We start from the raw sequence: 21,098 nt of genomic DNA on the forward strand, positions 1-21,098 counted from the left end.
CGCCGTACTCCTAGATGATCAGCGACAGGACCAGGACCAGACCGCCGGCGACCACCGAGAGGATGGTCTCCATGATCGACCAGGTCTTCACGGTCTGCCCGACGCTCAGCCCGAAGTACTCCTTCACCAGCCAGAAGCCGGCGTCGTTGACGAAGCTGAAGAAGAGCGAGCCGGCGCCGATCGCCAGGACGAGCAGGGCGGTGTGGGTGGTCGACGTGCCGGCCGCGAGCGGGGCGATCAGACCGGCGGCGGAGACCGTCGCCACCGTCGCCGAGCCCGTCGCCAGCCGGATCACCACGGCGATCAGCCAGGCGAGCAGCACCGCCGGGATCGACCAGTGCCTGGAGACGTCCAGGATCATCTGGCCCACGCCGGAGTCGATCAGCGTCTGCTTGAAGCCGCCGCCCGCGCCGACGATCAGCAGGATGCCGGCGATCGGCATCAGACCCTTCTCGACGGTCTGCTGCAGCCGCTCCTTGCTGAACCCGGCGGGCCGGCCCAGCGTGAAGAAGCCGACGAGCACGGCGGCGAGCAGGGCGATCATCGGGGAGCCGATGACGTCGAAGACGCGCTGGGTGTGGTCCGCCGGGTCGTCCACGACGATGTCCACCAGGGCCTTGAGCAGCATCAGCACCACGGGCAGCAGCACCGTCGACAGGGTCGCGCCGAAGCCCGGACGGCGCTGCAGCTCCTCCGAGGGACGCTGCGGCAGCATCCGCTCGGGCGCCTGGACGTCCACCCAGCGGGCCGCGACCTTCGAGAACAGCGGACCGGCGATGATCACCGACGGTATGGCGACGAGGATGCCGAGCGCCAGGGTCACGCCCAGGTTGGCCTTGAGCGCGTCGATCGCGACCAGCGGGCCGGGGTGCGGCGGGATCAGGCCGTGCATCACGGACAGACCGGCGAGCGCCGGGATGCCGATGCGCATCAGGGAGTAGTTGCCGCGCTTGGCGACCATGAGCACGACCGGGATCAGCAGCACGATCCCGACCTCGAAGAACAGCGGCAGGCCGATCACGGAGGCGATCAGCACCATCGCCCACGGCATGGCCCGGCCCCCCGCCTTGGCGAGGATCGTGTCCACGATCTGGTCGGCGCCGCCGGAGTCGGCGAGGAGCTTGCCCAGGATCGCCCCGAGCGCGATCAGGACGCCCACGCCGGCCACCGTGGAGCCGAGCCCGGTGGTGAAGCTGGTGATGGCCTTGTCGAGCGGTGCCCCGGCGGCCGCCCCGAGCGCCAGCGACCCGATGGTCAGCGCCAGGAAGGCATGGAGCTTGAACTTGGTGATGAGCAGGACGATTACGGCGATGCCCACCAGGACGGCGATGCCCAGCTGGGCGTGTCCGGCGGAGGTGATCGGCGGAGGCGCGTCCGCTGCCAGCATCTCGACGCTGAGTCTGGTCACGGGTGTTCCCTTGCGTTACGGGGGGGGGACGGGGGTGAGTGCTACGCGGTGGTGTCGGGAAGCGCCTCGAGTGCCTTCGCGGCACGCTCGGTGATCTCCTGCGGGCCGCCGGCGACGTCCACGGCGACTCCCGCCTCGTCCGGGCCCAGCGGCTCCAGCGTGGCGAACTGGGAGTCCAGCAACGCGGTCGGCATGAAGTGTCCCTGCCGCTGCGCCATCCGCTCCTCGATCAGCTTCCGGTCCCCGGTGAGGTGCACGAACACCACGCCGGGAGCGGCGGCCCTGAGCCGGTCGCGGTACGACCGCTTCAGCGCGGAACTGCTGACCACCCCGCCCAGTCCGGCCCGCCCGTGCGCCCACTGGCCGATGGCGTCCAGCCAGGGCCACCGGTCGCTGTCGTCGAGCGGGATCCCGGCCGACATCTTGTCGATGTTGGCCTGCGGGTGGAAGTCGTCGCCCTCGGCGTACGGGACGCCCAGCCGCGCGGCGAGCAGGGGACCGATCGTGGTCTTGCCCGTCCCCGCGACGCCCATCACGACGACGACCTGGGGGGTTCGCATGTACTGCCTCGCTGTCTTCCTCGACATCCGACGCCACGGCGGCGTCGCCACACTGAAACCCATTAGGTACGACGAATTCAAGAGTCTGTGACATATAAGTCTGACTTTTTCGGCCGGTGATCCACGCCGTACGCTGAGTGCATGACCACACCGGGCCGGGGGCTGCACGGCCGTGTACTGGACACCCTCGGCCCCGCGATCACGGCGGGCGAGTACCCGCCGGGCAGCGTGCTGCGTACCGACGAGCTGGCACAGCACTTCGAGGTGTCACGCTCCGTGATGCGCGAGGCGGTCCGGGTCCTCGAGTCCATGCACCTCGTGGAGTCCCGCCGCCGCGTCGGCGTCACCGTCCGCCCGAAGTCCGAGTGGAACGTCTACGACCCGCAGGTCATCCGCTGGCGTCTGGCGGGCGCCGACCGCCCGCACCAGCTGCGCTCGCTGACCGTGCTGCGCTGCGCGATCGAACCGGTCGCCGCCGGGCTCACCGCCAAGCACGCCACGGCCGGACAGTGCGCCGAACTCACCGAGTGCGCGCTCGGCATGGTGGCCAACTCACGCGGCCACCGGCTCGAGGAGTACCTGGTCCACGACATCGCCTTCCACCGGGTCATCCTGAACGCCTCGGGCAACGAGATGTTCGCCCGGCTCGGCGACGTCGTCGCGGAGGTCCTCGCCGGCCGCACCCATCACGAGGTCATGTTCGAGGACCCCGACCCGGCGGCGGTCACCCTGCACGTACAGGTGGCGGAGGCCGTCCGCGCGGGCGACGCCACCCGCGCCGAGGAGCTGACCCGGCAGATCACCGTGGGCGCCCTCCAGGAACTGGACATCCTGGCGCCCTAGTCCGCACACCAGGTGCGGCCTCAGTCCAGGAAGTCCCCGTCCACGTACACCCATGCCCCGCCGACCCGCTCGAACCGGCTGCGCTCGTGCAGCGAACCGCCCCGGTAGGAGGCGCGGAAGGTCACTGTGCCCGTGGTGTGGAAGGCGGACCCGCCGGTGGTGTCCAGGATCTCCAGCCCCGTCCACCGCATCCGCGGATCGAGCTCCAGCCGCTCCGGCCGGGTCCGCGGATGCCAGGTGCGCAGCAGATACCCGGCGTCCCCCGTCACGAACGCGCTGTACCGCGAGCGCATCAGCGCCTCCGCGGTCGGCGCGCTCGCGGCCCCCGTGTGGAACCGGCCGCAGCAGGCGTCGTAGGGCCGGGGGAGTCCGCAGGGGCAGGCACGCGAGGTCATGGGCCACATTCTGCCCGCACGACAGGAGGCGTCCGCCCCCGGCCGGGTGCACAGTGGAAGGGCAGTGCAGCCCAGGGAGGCGGACGACGATGACCCGACCCGCGATGAGCCGTCCTCCGGCCGTCAAGGAATGGCGGCTGAACCTGTACCTCTCCGAGCACGATCCGGAGACCACCGCCCGGATCGTCCTGGACACCGGCGACAACGTCCTGGAGAGCCACGCAGAGGCCCGCCGCAACCCCTACGACCCCGACGTGCCCGAGATAGGCGACGAACTCGCCGCCGGACGCGCCCTGATCGCCATGGGCCGCAGGCTGCTGCGCGCCGCCGACGGGGACATCAGGGCGGTCGGAGCGGCCGACGCCGAGGAGGACCTGTCACCGCTGTGGCTCGACCGCGAGTGACTCTCCGCACCGGTCCCGCGCCATCCGCCGTCACCGGCCCTTGCGCAGGAACCGGCGCAGCCTCGTCAGCGGCCAGGTGTTGATCACGTCGTCCTTGGTGAGCCAGCCGCGCTGCGCGGTGCCGACGCCGTAGCGCAGCTGCGCCAGGTGCGGGATGGAGTGCGCGTCGGTGTTCACGGCGAACCTCACCCCGTGCTCCCGCGCGCGCAGGATGTCCTCGTCGCGCAGGTCCAGGCGGTCCGGCTGGGCGTTGACCTCCAGTGCGGTGCCGGTGCGCGCGCAGGCCGCGAACACCTCGTCCCAGTCGGCGTCGACCCCCGGCCGTTTGCCGATCAGCCGGGTCGTGGGGTGCCCGATGATGTTCACGCACGGGTGCTCGCAGGCCCGCACCAGCCGCCGGGTCATCGCCTTCCTGTCCAGGTCGAAGTGCGAGTGCAGCGAGGCCACGCACAGGTCGAAGCCGGCCAGGAAGTCGTCCGGCCAGTCCACCCCGCCGTCCGGGTCGATGTTCAGCTCCGTGCCGTGCAGCAGCCGCATCCTGCGGTGCGCGCCGTCCAGCTCCCGCACCCGCTCCCGCTGGGCGAGGATCTTCTCGTCGGTCATGCGCTGCATGTACAGGTTCGGCGCGTGGTCGGTGACCGCGTAGTACGCGTGACCGCGCTCGGCGGCGGCCGCCACCATCTCCTCCAGCGGGGCCAGGCCGTCGGTGAGATCGGTGTGGGTGTGCAGGTCACCGCGGATGTCCTGCTCCGTCACCACCTCGGGCAGCTCACCGTTCAGGGCCGCCTCGATCTCCCCGCGGTCCTCCCGCAGCGCCGGCGCGATCCACGGCAGCCCGAGCCGGGCGTACACCTCCTGCTCGGTCCGCGAGGCCAGCGACTCCCCGCTCTCCGCGTCGAACAGGCCGTACTCGGACAGCTTCAGCCCCTGGTGCACGGCGATGGTGCGGGTACGGATGTTGTGCGCCTTGGAACCGGTGAAGTACTGCATGGCGGCGCCCCACGACTCCGGCGGCACCACCCGCAGGTCGACCTGGAGCCCCCTGCCGGTGCGGATCGACGTCTTCTTCGAACCCCGCGCGATGACCTCCGCGGTGGCCGGCAGCTCGCACAGCGCCGCCATGAACGGCTCCGACCTCTTCGCCGCGACCAGGAGATCCAGATCACCCACGGTCTCCCGCATCCGCCGCAGCGAGCCCGCGTACGCGCAGCGCGTGCACCCGGTCACCCCGGACAGCTCGGCGACGATCTCCTCTGCGGTGTCCAGCGCCAGCGACAGCGGCACCCGGGCGCCCGCCCGCTGCAGCAGTTCGATGCCGTGCCGGATGTTCTCCTGCGTCTTCTCGCCGAAGCCCTTCAGATCGGCCAGCGCGTCCGCCTCGATCGCCGCCGCCAGCTCGTTCACCGACGAGATGTGCAGGTCCTCGTAGAGCCGCAGCGCCTTCTTCGGGCCCAGGGTGGGAATCGTGATCAGCTCCCGCACCCCGGCGGGGATCTTCGCCCGCCGCTCCTCGACCACCGCCATCTTCCCCGTGCGCAGGTACTCGGCCACCTTGTCGGCGATCGACTTCCCCACGTTCGGGATCTCCCTCAGCCCGTCCTCGTCGAGCGTGGAGATGTCGGCCGGATACCCGCCGATGGCACGCGCGGCCTTCTCGTAGGCGCGCGCCTTGAAGGCGTCGCCTCCGGTGATCGCGATGAGGTCCGCGTACTCCTGCAGGAGCGCCTCGACCTCGTCATTGGGCCGGGCCACCCCTCAAGTGTGGGACCCGGCCGCGGGGAGAAGCAAAAGGCCCCTGCTGAGCAGGGGCCTCGCTGGTGTCCGAGGGGGGACTTGAACCCCCACGCCCGATAAAGGGCACTAGCACCTCAAGCTAGCGCGTCTGCCATTCCGCCACCCGGACAAGGTGTCTGTCGTGCTCGGGACCCTTTCGGCGGGGTTTCCCTCGCGGCGACGAAGGAAACATTACCAGGCTTTCGGAGGTGGCCGATCACCCCGGTCCCCGGCGCCGGTGGTGCGTGAACGGCGTGTGACGGGTGGGCACCGGTCTTGGGCCGCGGGCGGGACGGAGGGAGGATGTGGAGGACCACCAGCAGCGACAGCGCGGGAGGAAGCACGTGAGCGACACGGGCACGACCAGGAACGTCACCGGCGAGGACGAGGTCGTGGACCTCTGCCGCGAGCTGATCAGGTTCGACACCAGCAACTACGGCGACCACTCGGGCCCCGGCGAGCGCCAGGCCGCCGAGTGGGTCGCCGAGAAGCTCGCCGAGGTGGGGCTCGAGCCGAAGATCTACGAGTCGCACCCCGGCCGCGCCTCCACGGTGGCCCGCATCGAGGGCGAGGACACGTCCCGGCCCGCGCTGCTGATCCACGGCCACCTGGACGTCGTACCGGCCAACGCCGTCGACTGGACCCACGACCCGTTCTCCGGAGAGATCGCCGACGGCTGCGTCTGGGGGCGTGGCGCGGTCGACATGAAGGACATGGACGCCATGACCCTCGCGGTCGTGCGCGACCGGCTCCGCAGCGGCCGGCGGCCCCCGCGGGACGTCGTCGTCGCCTTCCTCGCCGACGAGGAGGCCGGCGGCACCTACGGCGCCCGCTACCTGGTCGACCACCACCCCGAGCTGTTCGAGGGGGTCACCGAGGCGATCAGCGAGGTCGGCGGCTTCTCCTTCACCGTCAGCGAGCAGCGGCGGCTCTATCTGATCCAGACGGCCGAGAAGGGCATGCACTGGATGAAGCTGACCGTCGCCGGCACGGCCGGGCACGGCTCGATGATCCACCGGGACAACGCCATCACCGAGCTGTCCGAGGCCGTCGCCCGGGTCGGCCGCCACAGGTTCCCGGTGCGGGTCACCAAGACCACCCGGGCCTTCCTGGACGAGCTGGGCGACGCGCTCGGCACCGAGCTGGACCCGGAGGACATGGATTCCACCCTGGCCAAGCTCGGCGGCATCGCCAAGCTGATCGGCGCGACCCTGAGCAACACCGCCAACCCGACCCAGCTGAACGCCGGTTACAAGGTCAACGTCATCCCCGGCGAGGCCACCGCGCACATCGACGGCCGCTTCCTGCCCGGCCACGAGGAGGAGTTCCTCGCCGACCTCGACCGGCTGCTCGGGCCGAACGTCCGCCGCGAGGACGTGCACGCCGACAAGGCCGTCGAGACCGGCTTCGACGGAGCGCTGGTGGAGGCCATGCAGTCCGCGCTGCTCGCCGAGGACCCCACCGCCAAGGCGATCCCCTACATGCTCTCCGGCGGAACCGACGCCAAGTCCTTCGACGACCTCGGCATCCGCCACTTCGGCTTCGCACCCCTGAAGCTGCCGCCGGAGCTGGACTTCGCCGGCATGTTCCACGGCGTGGACGAGCGGGTGCCGGTGGACGGGCTGCGGTTCGGCGTGCGGGTGCTCGACCGGTTCCTCGACGCGTCGTGAGGTCTGCCGGGGGAATTCGGGCGGCCGTGCGAGGGTGACTGAGAAGGGTGAATCGGACCATAAGCTCGTAGCCCCATTACTCCCTCCTCGTTACAGGTGATGCGATCCCGCACCTTGGGATCGCTTTGCCAACAAGGAGGAATAATGATCAAGAAGGTCGTCGCTGCTGCGGCTGCCACCGGTGGGCTGGTTCTCGCGGGCGCGGGCCTCGCTGTCGCCGACTCCGGTGCCCAGGGTGCCGCCGTGCAGTCCCCGGGTGTCGTCTCCGGCAACGTCGTCCAGGTGCCCGTGCACGTGCCGGTGAACGTCTGCGGCAACACGGTCAACGTGATCGGGCTCCTGAACCCCGCCTTCGGCAACACCTGCGTCAACCACTGACGCCGGCTCCCTGGAGGGGACCGTCGGTCCCGAGGGAGCGTCCTTGACGAGCCGTCGGCCTCGGAGCGCGCGCCACGCACTCCGAGGCCGACCGGCCTTTTCGATCGGCCCGTTCTTTTTTGGATCTCTTTGGATCTCTTTGGATCTCTTCCGGGCCGGTCGCTTATCGGGAAAACGAAGGCAGGGGGGAACTCAGCATGCGACAAGGGACCCGAAAGGGCCTGATGACCATGGCCGCCGCGACCGGTGTGATCGCCGCTGTGAGCGGCTACGCCCACGCCGACGCGGGCGCGTCCGGCGCCGCCGCCGGCTCACCCGGCGTACTGTCCGGCAACACGGTGCAGGCGCCGGTGCACGTGCCGGTGAATGTGTGCGGCAACACCGTGAACGTCGTCGGGCTGCTCAACCCGTCCGTGGGCAACACATGCGCCAACCACGGCGGCACTCCGGCGGGCCACGGCGGCTCCGGCGGCTCGCACGCGGGCGGCCACACCTCGGGCTCGCCCGGCGTGGGCTCCGGCAACACGGTGCAGGTGCCGATCGACGCTCCGGTGAACGTCTGCGGCAACAGCGTCAACGTCATCGGAGCCGGCAACGCCGCCACGGGCAACGACTGCGGCAACGCAGGCCACGGCCACGGCAACCCGCCCGGGCAGCCGGGACAACCCGGTCACCCAGGCCACCCAGGTCATCCGGGCCACCCGGGCCATCCTGGCCACCCCGGCCATCCTGGCCACCCGGGACACCCCGGTCATCCGGGCCACCCCGGCACCCCGCACCAGCCGGGCGGGCCGACCCACCCCGGCACCCCGGCGACCCCGCCCGGCCAGGGCGGGCACACGCCCGGCGGCCCCCACGGGTCGACCCAGGTCAAGCAGACGGGCGGGCACTCCGCCCAGCCGCTGACCGGCGCCCAGCTCGCGCACACCGGCAGCGATCTGCCGCTGGGTCTCGCGCTGCCCGTCGGCGCGGGCGCGCTCCTCGCGGGCGCGGTGCTCTACCGCAGGGCCCGGTCCATGGCCTAGCGGGCACGCCGGAAACGGAGCGGGCCCCGCCGGCATGGCGGGGCCCGCTCCGTTCAGACGGCCTGTCTCACCACGTGGCCCGCACCTGGCGGATGATCCGCCGGCGCAACCGCACCCTGCGGCTGCCGTCACGCAGCAGGCTCAGTCGGTCCAACTCCCAGTGTCCGTACTCGGCATGGTCCGTCAGCAGACGCGTCGCCTCCTTGCGGGACACCCCGCGAGGCACGTACACGTCGACAAATTCGTATTCCGGCATCGCATCTATTGTGCGGGCTGGGGCCCGGTACGGATAGCGTCTGCAGTATGTCTGATGCTGCGCAGCCCACCGCTGCCGAGGTACGCGCCGCCGCCGAGGCGATCAAGACCGCGCTCGACCGTCATCTGGCCGCGGTCGAACGCAGGTCGGGGGAGGACGACCCGGCCGTGCTGGAGGCGTTCAACCAGCTGGCCGCGGCCGCCGAGGTGTACGACGAGCTGCTCTACGACCGTTACGACGAGGTCACGCCCTTCGAGATCCCCGGTGCGGAGGAGCTGCCGCCGTACGCGGGCCCCGAGGAACCGCACGCGATCAGCGTGCTGATCCGCCGCGACTACGCCGTGGTGGAACCGCAGCGGCTGCTGGCGCAGGCGCAGCGGGTCGAGGCGGCGGAGTACGAGGCCCCGGGCGGCCTGTCCGAGGAGGCCGCCGGGACGGTTCCGGGCGCGCTCGGCATCCTGTTCGGCGAGTTCGAACCCGACGAGATCGCCTCCCGGCACAAGGAGTTCGGCCTGGAGGAGGGCGACTCGACGCTCTGGGTCACCGCGGCGGAGGAGGCCCCCGAGGCGGGGGAGTGGCTGGACGCGCCGTTCGAGCACATCGACCCGCAAGGAGTGGTGTGCCGGTTCGACGTCAGCGCGGTCTTCGACGACGAGGACGACTCCGACGAGGAGGACGACCTCGAATTCGTCGAGGACGAGGATGAGGTCGAGGACGAGGATGAGGCCGAAGACGACGAGGTCGAGAACGTCCAGAGGTGAGTGCGCCGAAGGGTGAGCGCCTCGAGAAGTGAGGGCGACGGCGGCCGGCGGCGCTGTGCGCACGGCGGTGCTGTGCGCACGGCGGTGCTGTGCGGCCGGAGGCCGGTGCGGCGCTGCCGGTTCCGCACCCCAAGGCTGGTCGCCGTTCCGGCCGCGGACAGCTTGCGCGGCCGGAACGGGATGCGCGGCCCGGGTCAGCTCAGCTCGCCGGCACCTGGGTGCGCAGCAGCGTCTGCAGCCGGGTGGTGCGGGGCTTGGCCGGGGTCTCCGCCACCGCCTTCGGCAGGGCCTGCTCCACGCCGTGCACCACGGACAGATGCCGCTCCGCCCGGCCGAACGCCGTGTAGACCCAGGGCCTGCTGAGGGCCTGCGCCGCGTCGCCGGGCAGCACCACGACCGCCGCCGGCCAGCGCGCGCCCACCGCCTGGTGCGCGGTCAGCGCCCAGCCGTGCCGTACGGCGCTCTCCACCCGCTCGCGGGGTACGACCACCGGGACGCCCGCGCACGTCAGGTGCAGCCCGTCCGCGTCGGCCTTCACCACCACGCCCGGCACCGTACGGCCCGGGGCGGGGGAGTAGGCGATCCGGTCGCCGGGGTCGAAGCCGCCGAAGCGGCCGGGGCCGGGGTTGAGGCGCTCCTTGAGCGCGGAGTTGAGGGCGCGGGTGCCCGCCGCACCGCCGTGGCCCGGTGTGATCACCACCGTCTGGTCGGGCGGTACGCCGATCGCCCGCGGCACCGAGTCCGCGACCAGCTGGACCGTCCGGTGCACGGCCTCGCCCGCGTCCCGCACCGGGACGATGACGATCTCCTTGCCCGGAGCGGCGACCTGGTTCAGCTCGCCGATGCCGATGCCGGAGACCAGCTCGCCGATCGGCCCCGGGTCGGGGATGCGCGAGGCGATCTGCGGGACGACGCGTGCGGCGAGGAGGTCGGCGAAGACCCGCCCCGGCCCGGCCGACCAGAGCAGCGCCGGGTCGCCGCTGAGCACCAGCCGGGCCCCGTCGGGCAGCGACTCCACCAGCGTCGCCGCGCTCTCCACGTCGAGCTGCGGCGCGTCCAGCACCACCAGCAGATCCAGCTCCAGCGTCCCGTCCGCGTCCCGCCCCGGCCCCTCCGCACCGGCCAGCAGCCCGGCGACCGTGCCCACGCCGAGCTCGGTGGCGGAGGAGGGGTGCGCGTGCTCCTCCGGCCCGGCGCCGGCGTCCGTGCCCGCGTCGGGCCGGGCCGGGGCTGTGGCCGCGAGGGTGGCGGTGAGGCGGCGGCAGCCGTCGGGAGTGTGGCAGACGGCGAAGGCCCGCAGGCCCGCGGCGCGCGCCGCGGCGAGCAGCGCGGCCGGTTCCGCGCGGGCGGCCTCTCCGCCGGTGTGCAGCACCAGCCCGTGTCCGGCGACCGCGCGGGCCAGCTCGGCGGCGCCGCCGGACAGGGCGCCCGCAGCCGACGCCCAGGCCTGCTCGCTCTCCTTGGACGGCGAGTTGACCAGCCGGGCCAGTCCGTCGGCGAGGCTCTCCTCGGCCAGTGCGTACCGCTCCAGGCCGACGAGGACCCGGACCGGGCGCTCGTCCTCGCCGTCGCCGCCGCCGGCCGCCTGCGGGGCCGCCGCCCCCGGCTCCTCCAGGGCGTCCTGGAACGCCAGGGCCTCGCCCTCCGCGAGCGTGCTCTGCACCGCCGCGTCCGGGTCCGGCACGCTCTGCCGGGCCAGGGCCGCGGTGAGCGTGGGCAGCTCCAGCGCGGTGTGCCCGGCCAGGGCCGCCTGCTCCAGCAGCCAGACGGTGATCGCACGGCCCCGCCGCTCGTCGCCCGGCCCGCAGGCGGCGCCGAGCAGCGCCCGCGCGAAACCGTCGGCCTGGTCGGGCCGTACACCGCCGATCCGCAGCAGCTGCCAGGGGTCCTCGCGCAGCACGGCGTCGGCGCCCTCGCCGAGCGCAGCGGCCACCTGGGGAGCGAGGGCCTCGGGCGCGCCGCCCTCGGCCAGCACCCGGCGGACGGCCTCGACGGTCTCCGGCGCGGGCGCGGCGGCCGGAACGCCCGCGGGCGCGGCGGGGACGGGCTGCGGGCGGCGCACGGGCTCGGGGGCCGGGCGGCGCGGCGCCGGCGTGGGCTCGGCGAACACCGCGGCCACCGGCTTCTCGCCGCTCTCCACCGCCCGCACCGCGGCGAGGAGGTCGGCCGCCTTGCCGCTGAGCTTGGCGCCGCTTTCGATCCGGCCCTTCTTCTCGGCCTTGCGCCGCTCGATCCGCTCCCGCTCGAGCCGCTGCGCCGCCAACTCGGCCTCGGCCTCGGACAACTGCGACGCGTCACCGGCACCGCCCTCGCCTTCGGCGTCGCCCGCGCGAAGACCGCCCCTGCCTTCGGCCCCGCCGTCGGCGTTATCGCTCGCGCCCGACCCGCCCTCCGCGCCGCCCGGGCCCGCGTCCGTGCCCGACCCTGCCTCGGCGTCGCCCGCGTCCGTGCCGCTCTCGGCGCCGCCCGGGCCCGCGTCGCTCTCGGCCCGGCCCTCGCGCGTGTCCGCGTCGCTCGCTCCTCCGGCCACGTCTGCCCCTGCGCCCCGGGCAGCCCCTGCCGCCTCCGTGCCTTCGCTCCCGGTGCCGGACCCGCTGTCCCCGGTCCCCGCAGGCCTCTGCCCCGCACCGGCGCCGGCGTCCGCACGGCTCTGCCCGGGGGTCGCCTTCTGCCCGGCGGTCTCCGGAACGTCCGGTGTCCCCGGCCCGGCTTTCTCCGTGGTCTCCGGCTCCGTGCTCACAGCGTGCTCCAGTCGTGATCGGGATAGCGGTGCACGGGCGCCGACACATCGTCCAGCGCCCGGCAGATCTCGTCAGGAAGACTAAGGGCCTCCACTGACAACGCCGCCGTGAGCTGCTGTGCGTTGCGCGCGCCGACGATCGGCGCCGCCACGCCGGGCCGGTCCCGGACCCAGGCGAGGGCCACCTGCAGCGGGGTGACCGCGAGCCCGTCGGCGGCCGTCGTCACCGCGTCCACGATGCGGCTCGCCGTGTCGTCCAGATACGGCTCGACGAACGGCGCGAGGTGCTCGGAGGCGCCGCGCGAGTCCGGGGGCGTGGTGTGCCGGTACTTGCCGGTCAGCACGCCCCGGCCGAGCGGCGAGGAGGGCAGCAGACCCACGCCGAGATCCAGCGCGGCGGGCAGCACCTCCCGCTCCACGCCCCGCTGCAGCAGGGAGTACTCCATCTGCGTGCTGGCCAGGCGGGTGCGTGTGCCCGGCGCCGCGAGCTGCCAGGTGGCGGCCTTGGCGAGCTGCCAGCCGCAGAAGTTCGAGACGCCCGCGTACCGCGCGCGGCCGCTGCCGACCGCTATGTCCAGCGCCTGGAGGGTCTCCTCCAGCGGGGTCTGAGGGTCGTAGGCGTGGACGTGCCACAGGTCGACGTACTCCGTGCCCAGGCGGGCCAGGGAGGCGTCGAGCGCGGCGAGCAGATGGCCGCGGGAGCCGTCGAAACGGCGGTCGGGGTCGGGCACGCTGCCGGCCTTGGTGGAGATCACCAGGTCCCGGCGCGGCACCAGGCCGTCCATCAGCCGCCCGAGCAGGTACTCCGCCTCCCCGTCGGCGTACACGTCGGCGGTGTCGACGAGGGTCCCGCCGGCCTCCCAGAACGCCTTCAGCATGTCTGCGGCGTCGTGCTCGTCGGTGTCCCGGCCCCAGGTGAGGGTGCCGAGCCCGATCCGGGACACGCGCAGGCCGGTACGGCCGAGATGCCTCTGCTCCATGCGGGCGAGATTACTGGCCAGGACCGGTGCGGTGGGTGGCCTGTGGACAACCGGTGCCCCGCGCCGTGGCTGGGCGGGTGGCGAGGCGCTAGTGTCACCCCCGACAGGGACGTTACTCACCGGTAAGAGGAGTCGGCGATGCAGCTCGGGATCAACCTCGGCTACTGGGGTGCCGGAATGGACGGGGACAATCTGGCCGTGGCCCAGGAGGCCGACCGGCTGGGCTTCTCCGTGTGCTGGGCCGCCGAGGCCTACGGATCCGACGCGGCGACCGTGCTGTCCTGGGTCGCCGCGCAGACCGAGCGCATCGACGTCGGCTCGGCCATCTTCCAGATCCCCGCCCGGCAGCCCGCGATGACCGCGATGACCGCCGCGACGCTCGACTCGCTCTCCGGCGGCCGCTTCCGGCTCGGCCTCGGCGTCTCCGGCCCGCAGGTCTCCGAGGGCTGGTACGGCGTCAAGTTCGACAAGCCGCTCGCCCGGACCCGCGAGTACGTGGAGATCGTGCGCAAGGCCATGACCCGGGAGCGGCTGACGTACGAGGGCGAGCACTGGACGCTGCCGCTGCCCGGCGGCCCGGGCAAGCCGATCAAGCTGACCGTGCACCCGCAGCGCGAGCACATCCCGCTCTACATCGCGGCGATCGGGCCGAAGAACCTGGAGCAGACCGGCGAGATCGCCGACGGCGCCCTGCTGATCTTCCCCTCCGCCGACGACCTGGAGGAGACCACCCTCAGGCACCTGCGCGCGGGGCGCGAGAAGGCGGGCAGGACCCTCGACGGCTTCGACGTCTGCCCGACCCTGCCGATCGCCGTCGGCGACGACAAGGACGTGGCCCGCCTCGCCGACACGTTCCGCCCCTACACCGCGCTGTACGTCGGCGGCATGGGCAGTGCCAAGCAGAACTTCTACAACCAGCTCGCCCGGCGCATGGGATACGAGAAGGAGGCCGCGGAGATCCAGCAGAAGTACCTGGCGGGGGACAAGCAGGGCGCCGCCGCGGCGGTCCCGCAGGACCTCATCGACCGGACGACACTGCTCGGGTCCGTCGACCGCATCGCCGACCGGATGAAGGCCTACGCCGCCGCCGGCGTCACCACGCTCAGCCTGTCCCCGGCCGGCTTCACCCTGGAGGAGCGACTCGCCTCGCTGCGGGCCGGCATCGAGGCCCTGGAACGCGCCGGCCTGGCCTAGGCACCGGCGGGAGCTTCAGCGGCCGTGGTGGGGGCTCGGGGGGTCTTCCCCGCCACGGCCGTCACCCGGAACAACGGTCCGGGCGCCGTGCGGTTACGACTCCGGCGTCGCTTCTTTCGGCCTTTCGGCCCAGCCGGCGCGCACCCGTGTTGCGGCCCCCCTGCGGCCGCCATTGACTCGTTCTTCGCGGAAGCCCGCGAAGGCGTCGCGGACTGCGGCGCACCGGTGCGCAGGCGTGCGGGAGAGGTGGCGTCCATGCTGTCGGCCAGGAGTCTGTTCCAGGAGATCCTCTACCACGACGAGTCGTTCCGGCTGTTCTGCTCCATCGCCGCAGGCGGGGAGTCCCAGGGCGGCTGGGAGAACGGGCGGATCGCGGCGCTGGTCCCGCTCGGCGAACGCGCCATGGCCCCGAAGATCGCCCGGCACGGCGCCGACGAGGACAAGCACGGACGCATCTTCCTCGCGCTGATGAGGAAGCGCGGTCTCACCCCCGTCGCCGTACCGCCCGAGACGGACTACACGATGCTGCTGGAGCGGCGCGGCATCGGCCTCGCCCACGACAGGCTCCGGCGGGACGAGCCGCTCACCGAGCGGGACATCATCGTCTACCTCGCCCACAGCCGCGTCACCGAACAGCGCGCCGCCGAGCAGATGAGGCTGCTGCTCGAGCACTTCGCCGACCACCCCGAGATCGGCCGGGCCGTCCGGATGATCGCCGACGACGAGGACAAGCACCTCGCCTACACCCACGAGGAGCTGCTGCGGTTCGCCGCCGCCGGGCACGGCCCGCTGATCCGGCGCACCCTGCGCGCCTGCGCCCTCGCCGAGATCCGCGTCCACCGGGACGTCAGCCTCGCGGTGATGGCCCACATGCGCCGCATCCTCGGCTGGTCCCGCGCCCGGTACGCCCTCCTCGCCGCCGGCATCCACGCCGTGTACGCCTACGAACTCCTCGCCGGCCGGCGCCGCATGGTCACTCTGCGCATGCCGGCCCGCCGCGACCCCCTCGGCGGCCCCGCCGCCTCCGCCCGCGAGTTCGCCTGAGCGGCGCGGAGCCGCCTCACAGCCAGCCGCGGCGCTTGAACAGGCGGTACAGCAGCACCTCCAGCGCCGCCATCACGAGGATCACCGCCGGATACGACCACAGCCAGTGCAGCTCCGGCATGTGGTCGAAGTTCATGCCGTAGATGCCCGCGATCATCGTCGGCACCGCGGCCATCGCCGCCCACGCCGAGATCTTGCGCATGTCGTCGTTCTGCCGCACGCTCATCTGCGCCAGATGGGCCGACAGCACGTCCGACACCAGCCGGTCCAGGGCCTCCACGGACTCGTTCACGCGCGCGAGGTGGTCGCCCACGTCCCGGAAGAACGGGCGCGCCTTGTCGTGCACGAACGGCACGGGGGCGCCGAACTGCCCGGTGCCCGCCAGCCGGCTCAGCGGCAGCGCCAGCGGGCCGGTGGCCCGGCGGAACTCCAGCACCTGCCGCTTGAAGCCGTAGATCCGCGACGCGGTGCCCCGCGAGCCGCCGCCCTCCGGCAGGAACACCTCCGCCTCCAGCTCCTCCAGGTCGGTCCCCAGCTCCGTCGCCACCTCCAGATAGTGGTCGACGATCGCGTCGGAGATCGCGTACAGCACGGCGGTCGGACCCTTGTCCAGCATGTCCGGCTCGTCCTCCAGCCGGCGCCGCACGGCCGCCAGCGGCGAGCCCTCGCCGTGACGGACGGTGACCACGAAGCAGTCGCCGACGAAGACCATGATCTCGCCTGCCGAGACGGTGTCGCTGCGCGGCTCGTACACGACCGGTTTCAGCACCATGAACAGCGAGTCGTCGTACACCTCGAGCTTGGGCCGCTGATGCGCCTTGAGGGCGTCCTCCACGGCCAGCGGATGCAGCCCGAACTCCTGCGTGACCAGGTCGAACTCCCGCTCGGACGGTTCGTGCAGACCGATCCACACGAACCCGCCGGCCGCGCGAGCATCGGCCAGCGCGTCGGAGAAGTCGTCCGGTCCCTCGGTACGGTGCCCGTGCCGGTAGATGGCGCAGTCGACGATCACGGAGCGCATTCTCCCTTCGGCCGTTCCCCGGTTCATGTGCTGATACCCCTACGCTGGGCGGCATGCCCACGCTGATCCTCGTCCGGCACGGACGCTCCACCGCCAACACCTCCGGTGTCCTCGCCGGCTGGACGCCGGGCGTCGCCCTGGACGAGCGCGGCGCCGCCCAGGCCGCCGCCCTGCCCGCACGGCTCGCCGCCCTGCCGATCTCCGAGGTCGTCACCAGCCCCCTGCAGCGCTGCCAGGAGACCGTGCGGCCGCTGCTCGAGGCCCGCCCCGGCCTGCGCGCCCACACCGACGAGCGGATCGGGGAGTGCCACTACGGCGACTGGTCCGGCCGCAAGCTCGCCGAGCTCAAGGACGAGCCGCTGATGGAGGTCGTCCAGGCCCACCCGTCGGCCGCCGCCTTCCCCGGCGGTGAGTCGATGCGCGCCATGCAGACCCGCGCCGCCGAGGCCGTACGCGAGTGGAACGCGCGCGTGGAGCGCGACCACGGCGCCGACGCCGTGTATCTCATGTGCTCCCACGGTGACATCATCAAGTCCCTCGTCGCCGACGCCCTCGGACTGCACCTCGACCTCTTTCAGCGGATCTCCGTGGAACCGTGTTCCGTCACCGCGATCCGCTACACCCGGTTGCGGCCATTTCTCGTTCGCCTCGGCGACACCGGGGATTTCGCTTCCCTCGCCCCGCGCGAGGAACCTGGTGAGGGCGACGCACCGGTCGGAGGCGGTGCGGGCGCACCGTGATCGTCGGCCGCAGTAGGGTGAAGCGATCCGCACCGTCGCCGATCCGCTGTGGCCCGCAGCCCCGAACCACTCGAACCCACTCTCACTGGAGACAGGACGTGTCCCGTCAGGTGTTCCTCTACGACCAGCCGGACCGCTTCGTGGCCGGCACGGTCGGACTGCCCGGACGCCGTACGTTCTTCCTCCAGGCCACCGCAGGCTCCCGGGTGACCAGCGTGGCTCTGGAGAAGACCCAGGTCGCCGCGCTCGCCGAGCGCATGGACGAACTGCTCGACGAGGTCGTACGGCGCAGTGGCGGCAGCGCCGCCGTCCCCGCCGTGGCACCCACCGAGATCGCCGACACCGCCCCGCTGGAGACCCCCATCGAGGAGGAGTTCCGGGTCGGCACCATGGCGCTGGCCTGGGACGGCGAGGAACAGCGCATGATCGTCGAGGCGCAGGCCCTGGTGGAGCTGGACGCCGACACCGAGGAGGACCTCGCCGAGGCCGAGGAGCGGCTGCTCCAGGACGAGGAGAACGGACCCCCGATGCTGCGGGTCCGGCTGACCGGCGCGCAGGCCCGTGCCTTCGCCAAGCGCGCCCTCGACGTCGTCAACGCCGGAAGGCCGCCGTGCCCGCTGTGCAGCCTCCCGCTCGATCCGGAAGGACACGTATGTCCGCGCCAGAACGGATACCGCCGCGGAGCGTGACGCCCACCGACGCCGCAGCCGGCCCGGCCGCCGCCGAGCTGCTCGCGCGCGGTGAGCTGACCGTGCGCGGCCGGATCCGCGAGGCGTCCAACGCCGCGCTGTTCTGCACCATCGCCCTCGACGGCCGCGAGGCGTCCTGCGTCTACAAGCCGGTCGCCGGGGAGCGCCCGCTGTGGGACTTCCCCGACGGCACCCTGGCCGCCCGCGAGGTGGCCGCCTACGAGGTCTCCGAGGCCACGGGCTGGGGCCTGGTCCCGCCGACCGTGCTGCGCGACGGCCCGTACGGCGAGGGCATGTGCCAGCTGTGGATCGACGTCCAGGCCGAGGCGGAGCTGCTCGCGCTGGTCGACGCCGAGGAACCGGAGCCGGGCTGGAGGGCGATCGGCCTGGCCGACGTCGGCGAGGGCCGCACCGCCCTGCTGGTGCACGCCGACGACGAGCGGCTGCGCCGGCTCGCCGTCCTCGACGCGGTGATCAACAACGCCGACCGCAAGGGCGGCCATCTGCTGCCCACCCCCGACGGCCGGCTCTACGGCATCGACCACGGCGTCACCTTCAACGTCGAGAACAAGCTCCGCACGCTGCTGTGGGGCTGGGCCGGGGAACCGCTGACCGACGAGGCCGTCGAGGTCCTCAAAGGGCTCCAGGGGGCCCTCGACGGGCCGCTGGGCGAGCGGCTGGCCGCGCTGATCACCCCGGCCGAGATCGACGCCACGCGCGCGCGTGTGGAGGCGCTGCTGACCACGGGAGTGCACCCGGAGCCGGGCGGCGAGTGGCCGGCCATCCCCTGGCCTCCCGTGTAGGCGGCGGGGTTTCAAGAGGCCCGGCGCGCAAGCACATCGGCCGCGAAGGTACAAGACCGTACAACCGGCCATCCGGCGCGATCCCGTTCGTATGCGCAGCAGGCGGCCGGTTAGGCTCAGGTACATGCATGCCTGGCCCGCTTCCGAGGTCCCCGCCCTGCCTGGTCAGGGCCGCGACCTGAGGATCCACGACACCGCGACCGGCGGTCCGGTCACCCTCGACCCCGGTCCCGTCGCCCGTCTCTACGTCTGCGGCATCACCCCGTACGACGCGACCCACATGGGTCACGCGGCGACCTACAACGCGTTCGACCTCGTTCAGCGCGTGTGGCTCGACACCAAGCGGCAGGTTCACTACGTCCAGAACGTCACCGACGTCGACGATCCGCTGCTGGAGCGCGCGGACCGGGACGGCGTCGACTGGGTCGCCCTCGCCGAGAAGGAGACGGCCCTGTTCCGTGAGGACATGACCGCCCTCAGGATGCTCCCGCCGCGGCACTACATAGGCGCCGTGGAGGCCATACCCGGGATCGTCCCGCTCGTGGAGCGGCTGCGCGACCTCGGCGCGGCCTACGAGCTGGAGGGCGACATCTACTTCTCCGTCGAGTCCGACCCGAACTTCGGCAAGGTCTCGCACCTCGACGCGGCCGCCATGCGGCTGCTGTCCGCCGAGCGCGGCGGCGACCCGGACCGTCCGGGCAAGAAGAACCCGCTGGACCCGATGCTGTGGATGGCGGCCCGCGAGGGCGAGCCCAGCTGGGACGGCGGCACCCTCGGGCGGGGCCGGCCCGGCTGGCACATCGAGTGCGTGGCCATCGCGCTGGACCACCTCGGCATGGGCTTCGACGTCCAGGGCGGCGGCTCCGACCTCGCCTTCCCGCACCACGAGATGGGCGCCTCGCACGCCCAGGTGCTCACCGGCGAGTTCCCCATGGCCAAGGCCTACGTCCACGCCGGCATGGTCGCCCTGAACGGCGAGAAGATGTCCAAGTCCAAGGGCAACCTGGTCTTCGTCTCGCAGCTCCGCCGCGACGGCGTCGACCCGGCCGCCATCCGCCTCGCTCTGCTGGCCCACCACTACCGCGCCGACTGGGAATGGACCGACCAGGTCCTCCACGACGCCGAAGCACGCCTCGCCCGCTGGCGCTCCGCCGTCTCCCGCCCCGACGGCCCGTCCGCTGACGCGCTGGTCGAGGAGGTCCGCGAGGCCCTCGCGAACGACCTCGACGCCCCCGCCGCGCTCACGGCCGTGGACCGCTGGGCCGCCCGGCAGGAGCAGGAGGGCGGCACGGACACGGGCGCACCGGGCCTGGTGACGAGGGCAGTGGACGCGCTGCTCGGAGTGGCCCTGTAAAGCCGTCCGACAACCCGAATCGGCACCCTCGGCGCGTCTGCACCACGAAGAAGGGGCGTTTCCCGGCACCGGGAAACGCCCCTTCTTCGTGCCTCGGCCGCTCAGTCCTCGGTGTCGTCCTCGTCGTCCTTGGAACCGCCGGGGGCAGGACGCGGCTTACCGCCCGGAGGGCTGACGTCCCGCCGCCGCAGATACCGCTCGAACTCGCGGGCGATCGCCTCACCCGACGCCTCCGGCAGCTCCGCGGTGTCCCGGGCCTCCTCCAGGGTCTGCACGTACTCGGCGACCTCGCTGTCCTCCGCGGCCAGCTGGTCCACCCCCACCTGCCAGGCGCGCGCGTCCTCCGGCAGCTCGCCCTGCGGGATGCGCAGGTCCAGCAGGTCCTCCAGGCGGTTGAGCAGCGCCAGTGTGGCCTTCGGGTTGGGCGGCTGGGAGACGTAGTGCGGCACGGCCGCCCACAGCGACACCGCCGGGACGCCGGCGTGCGTGCACGCCTCCTGCAGGACGCCGACGATGCCGGTCGGGCCCTCGTACTTGGTCTCCTCCAGGTCCATGCGGCGGGCCAGGTCCGGGTCGGACGTCACCCCGCTGACCGGCACGGGACGCGTGTGCGGGGTGTCGCCGAGCAGAGCGCCGAGGATGACCACCAGCTCCACGCCCAGCTCGTGCGCGAAGCCGAGCAGCTCGTTGCAGAACGAACGCCAGCGCATGGACGGCTCGATGCCGCGGACCAGCACCAGGTCGCGCGGCTTCTCGCCGCCGACCCGCACGACCGACAACCTGGTCGTCGGCCAGGTGATCTTGCGCACACCGGCGTCCATGAACACCGTGGGCCGGTTCACCTGGAAGTCGTAGTAGTCCTCGGCGTCCAGCGCCGCGAACACCTCGCCCTTCCATTCGCGTTCCAGATGCGCGACCGCCGTGGAGGCGGCGTCGCCGGCATCGTTCCAGCCCTCGAACGCGGCCACCATGACTGGGTCGATCAGCTCGGGAACCCCCTCCAGCTCGATCACCCAGTGCCTCCTTCCGACGTGCCCTCGCTTGACTCACCAACCTTACG

At 72.5% G+C, this 21,098-nt stretch carries 21 protein-coding genes and 1 tRNA gene; 12 read left to right on the forward strand and 10 right to left on the reverse strand.

Annotation, left to right across the window (positions count from 1 at the left end):
- Positions 1 to 10: 10 nt before the first annotated feature.
- Positions 11 to 1,408 carry a GntT/GntP/DsdX family permease gene (locus OG956_RS29205; protein ID WP_330340992.1) on the reverse strand — a complete coding sequence of 466 codons (1,398 nt, stop codon included), beginning with the start codon at positions 1,406 to 1,408 and terminating at the stop codon, positions 11 to 13.
- A gap of 41 nt (positions 1,409 to 1,449) precedes the next feature.
- A complete protein-coding gene (locus OG956_RS29210) occupies positions 1,450 to 1,968 on the reverse strand; it encodes a gluconokinase (protein WP_330340993.1) in 519 nt (172 codons plus the stop codon).
- Positions 1,969 to 2,109: 141 nt separating this feature from the next.
- Between OG956_RS29210 and OG956_RS29215 the strand changes: the two genes are divergently transcribed.
- Positions 2,110 to 2,811 carry a FadR/GntR family transcriptional regulator gene (locus OG956_RS29215; protein ID WP_330340994.1) on the forward strand — a complete coding sequence of 234 codons (702 nt, stop codon included), beginning with the start codon at positions 2,110 to 2,112 and terminating at the stop codon, positions 2,809 to 2,811.
- Between the two features lie 20 nt (positions 2,812 to 2,831).
- Here OG956_RS29215 and OG956_RS29220 read toward each other — a convergent pair whose 3' ends face one another.
- Positions 2,832 to 3,206: a YchJ family protein gene (locus OG956_RS29220; protein ID WP_330340995.1), complete on the reverse strand. Its 375-nt coding sequence runs from the start codon at positions 3,204 to 3,206 to the stop codon at positions 2,832 to 2,834.
- Between the two features lie 89 nt (positions 3,207 to 3,295).
- On the opposite strand from OG956_RS29220, the gene OG956_RS29225 reads away from it, so the two are divergent.
- Positions 3,296 to 3,610: a dsRBD fold-containing protein gene (locus OG956_RS29225; RefSeq protein WP_330340996.1), complete on the forward strand. Its 315-nt coding sequence runs from the start codon at positions 3,296 to 3,298 to the stop codon at positions 3,608 to 3,610.
- A gap of 30 nt (positions 3,611 to 3,640) precedes the next feature.
- On the opposite strand, the gene polX is transcribed toward OG956_RS29225, so the two are convergent.
- On the reverse strand, positions 3,641 to 5,362 hold the full coding sequence (gene polX, locus OG956_RS29230; protein ID WP_330340997.1) for a DNA polymerase/3'-5' exonuclease PolX: 1,722 nt from the start codon (positions 5,360 to 5,362) through the stop codon (positions 3,641 to 3,643).
- Positions 5,363 to 5,425: 63 nt separating this feature from the next.
- A tRNA-Leu gene (locus OG956_RS29235) sits at positions 5,426 to 5,513 on the reverse strand.
- Positions 5,514 to 5,727: 214 nt separating this feature from the next.
- Between OG956_RS29235 and OG956_RS29240 the strand changes: the two genes are divergently transcribed.
- From OG956_RS29240 to OG956_RS29250, 3 genes are all read left to right on the forward strand, one after another.
- The gene (locus OG956_RS29240) at positions 5,728 to 7,053 is read left to right on the forward strand and encodes a M20/M25/M40 family metallo-hydrolase (RefSeq protein WP_330340998.1); all 1,326 of its coding nucleotides are present in this window, start codon (positions 5,728 to 5,730) and stop codon (positions 7,051 to 7,053) included.
- A gap of 144 nt (positions 7,054 to 7,197) precedes the next feature.
- Positions 7,198 to 7,431, forward strand: coding sequence for a chaplin ChpH (gene chpH, locus OG956_RS29245; protein WP_330340999.1), 234 nt, complete (start codon positions 7,198 to 7,200; stop codon positions 7,429 to 7,431).
- A 197-nt stretch (positions 7,432 to 7,628) separates the two neighbouring features.
- A complete protein-coding gene (locus tag OG956_RS29250) occupies positions 7,629 to 8,456 on the forward strand; it encodes a chaplin (protein WP_330341000.1) in 828 nt (275 codons plus the stop codon).
- A gap of 67 nt (positions 8,457 to 8,523) precedes the next feature.
- Here OG956_RS29250 and OG956_RS29255 read toward each other — a convergent pair whose 3' ends face one another.
- Positions 8,524 to 8,712, reverse strand: coding sequence for a DUF5703 family protein (locus tag OG956_RS29255; RefSeq protein ID WP_014671721.1), 189 nt, complete (start codon positions 8,710 to 8,712; stop codon positions 8,524 to 8,526).
- 47 nt (positions 8,713 to 8,759) lie between these two features.
- Here OG956_RS29255 and OG956_RS29260 point away from each other — a divergent pair, with 47 nt between their 5' ends.
- On the forward strand, positions 8,760 to 9,473 hold the full coding sequence (locus tag OG956_RS29260) for a hypothetical protein (RefSeq protein ID WP_330341001.1): 714 nt from the start codon (positions 8,760 to 8,762) through the stop codon (positions 9,471 to 9,473).
- A gap of 199 nt (positions 9,474 to 9,672) precedes the next feature.
- On the opposite strand, the gene OG956_RS29265 is transcribed toward OG956_RS29260, so the two are convergent.
- Positions 9,673 to 12,213, reverse strand: coding sequence for a helix-hairpin-helix domain-containing protein (locus OG956_RS29265; RefSeq protein ID WP_443065623.1), 2,541 nt, complete (start codon positions 12,211 to 12,213; stop codon positions 9,673 to 9,675).
- On the reverse strand, positions 12,210 to 13,193 hold the full coding sequence (locus tag OG956_RS29270; RefSeq protein WP_330341003.1) for an aldo/keto reductase: 984 nt from the start codon (positions 13,191 to 13,193) through the stop codon (positions 12,210 to 12,212). Before OG956_RS29270 ends, OG956_RS29265 begins: the two co-directional genes overlap by 4 nt.
- A 138-nt stretch (positions 13,194 to 13,331) precedes the next feature.
- On the opposite strand from OG956_RS29270, the gene OG956_RS29275 reads away from it, so the two are divergent.
- Both OG956_RS29275 and OG956_RS29280 read left to right on the forward strand, forming a co-directional pair.
- Positions 13,332 to 14,387, forward strand: coding sequence for an LLM class F420-dependent oxidoreductase (locus OG956_RS29275; RefSeq protein ID WP_330341004.1), 1,056 nt, complete (start codon positions 13,332 to 13,334; stop codon positions 14,385 to 14,387).
- 255 nt (positions 14,388 to 14,642) lie between these two features.
- Positions 14,643 to 15,431 carry a ferritin-like domain-containing protein gene (locus tag OG956_RS29280; RefSeq protein WP_330341005.1) on the forward strand — a complete coding sequence of 263 codons (789 nt, stop codon included), beginning with the start codon at positions 14,643 to 14,645 and terminating at the stop codon, positions 15,429 to 15,431.
- A gap of 16 nt (positions 15,432 to 15,447) precedes the next feature.
- On the opposite strand, the gene corA is transcribed toward OG956_RS29280, so the two are convergent.
- Positions 15,448 to 16,443 (reverse strand): magnesium/cobalt transporter CorA, encoded by a 996-nt coding sequence (gene corA / locus OG956_RS29285; RefSeq protein WP_330341006.1) that lies wholly within the window; start codon positions 16,441 to 16,443, stop codon positions 15,448 to 15,450.
- 62 nt (positions 16,444 to 16,505) lie between these two features.
- Here corA and OG956_RS29290 point away from each other — a divergent pair, with 62 nt between their 5' ends.
- The 4 genes from OG956_RS29290 (at position 16,506) to mshC (ending at position 20,038) form a co-directional block, all read left to right on the forward strand.
- Positions 16,506 to 17,192: a histidine phosphatase family protein gene (locus OG956_RS29290; RefSeq protein WP_330341007.1), complete on the forward strand. Its 687-nt coding sequence runs from the start codon at positions 16,506 to 16,508 to the stop codon at positions 17,190 to 17,192.
- 98 nt (positions 17,193 to 17,290) lie between these two features.
- Positions 17,291 to 17,881 carry a DUF3090 domain-containing protein gene (locus OG956_RS29295; RefSeq protein WP_330341008.1) on the forward strand — a complete coding sequence of 197 codons (591 nt, stop codon included), beginning with the start codon at positions 17,291 to 17,293 and terminating at the stop codon, positions 17,879 to 17,881.
- Positions 17,845 to 18,684, forward strand: a complete 840-nt coding sequence (locus tag OG956_RS29300) for an SCO1664 family protein (protein ID WP_330341009.1) — start codon at positions 17,845 to 17,847, stop codon at positions 18,682 to 18,684. The genes OG956_RS29295 and OG956_RS29300 overlap by 37 nt, the downstream gene beginning before the upstream one ends.
- A gap of 124 nt (positions 18,685 to 18,808) precedes the next feature.
- Positions 18,809 to 20,038 carry a cysteine--1-D-myo-inosityl 2-amino-2-deoxy-alpha-D-glucopyranoside ligase gene (gene mshC / locus OG956_RS29305; RefSeq protein WP_330341010.1) on the forward strand — a complete coding sequence of 410 codons (1,230 nt, stop codon included), beginning with the start codon at positions 18,809 to 18,811 and terminating at the stop codon, positions 20,036 to 20,038.
- A 101-nt stretch (positions 20,039 to 20,139) separates the two neighbouring features.
- Here mshC and OG956_RS29310 read toward each other — a convergent pair whose 3' ends face one another.
- The gene (locus OG956_RS29310; protein WP_330341011.1) at positions 20,140 to 21,051 is read right to left on the reverse strand and encodes a PAC2 family protein; all 912 of its coding nucleotides are present in this window, start codon (positions 21,049 to 21,051) and stop codon (positions 20,140 to 20,142) included.
- Positions 21,052 to 21,098 lie beyond the last annotated feature (47 nt).

Origin of the sequence: Streptomyces sp. NBC_00557 (genome assembly GCF_036345995.1) — a bacterium.
Taxonomy (GTDB): Bacteria; Actinomycetota; Actinomycetes; order Streptomycetales; family Streptomycetaceae; genus Streptomyces.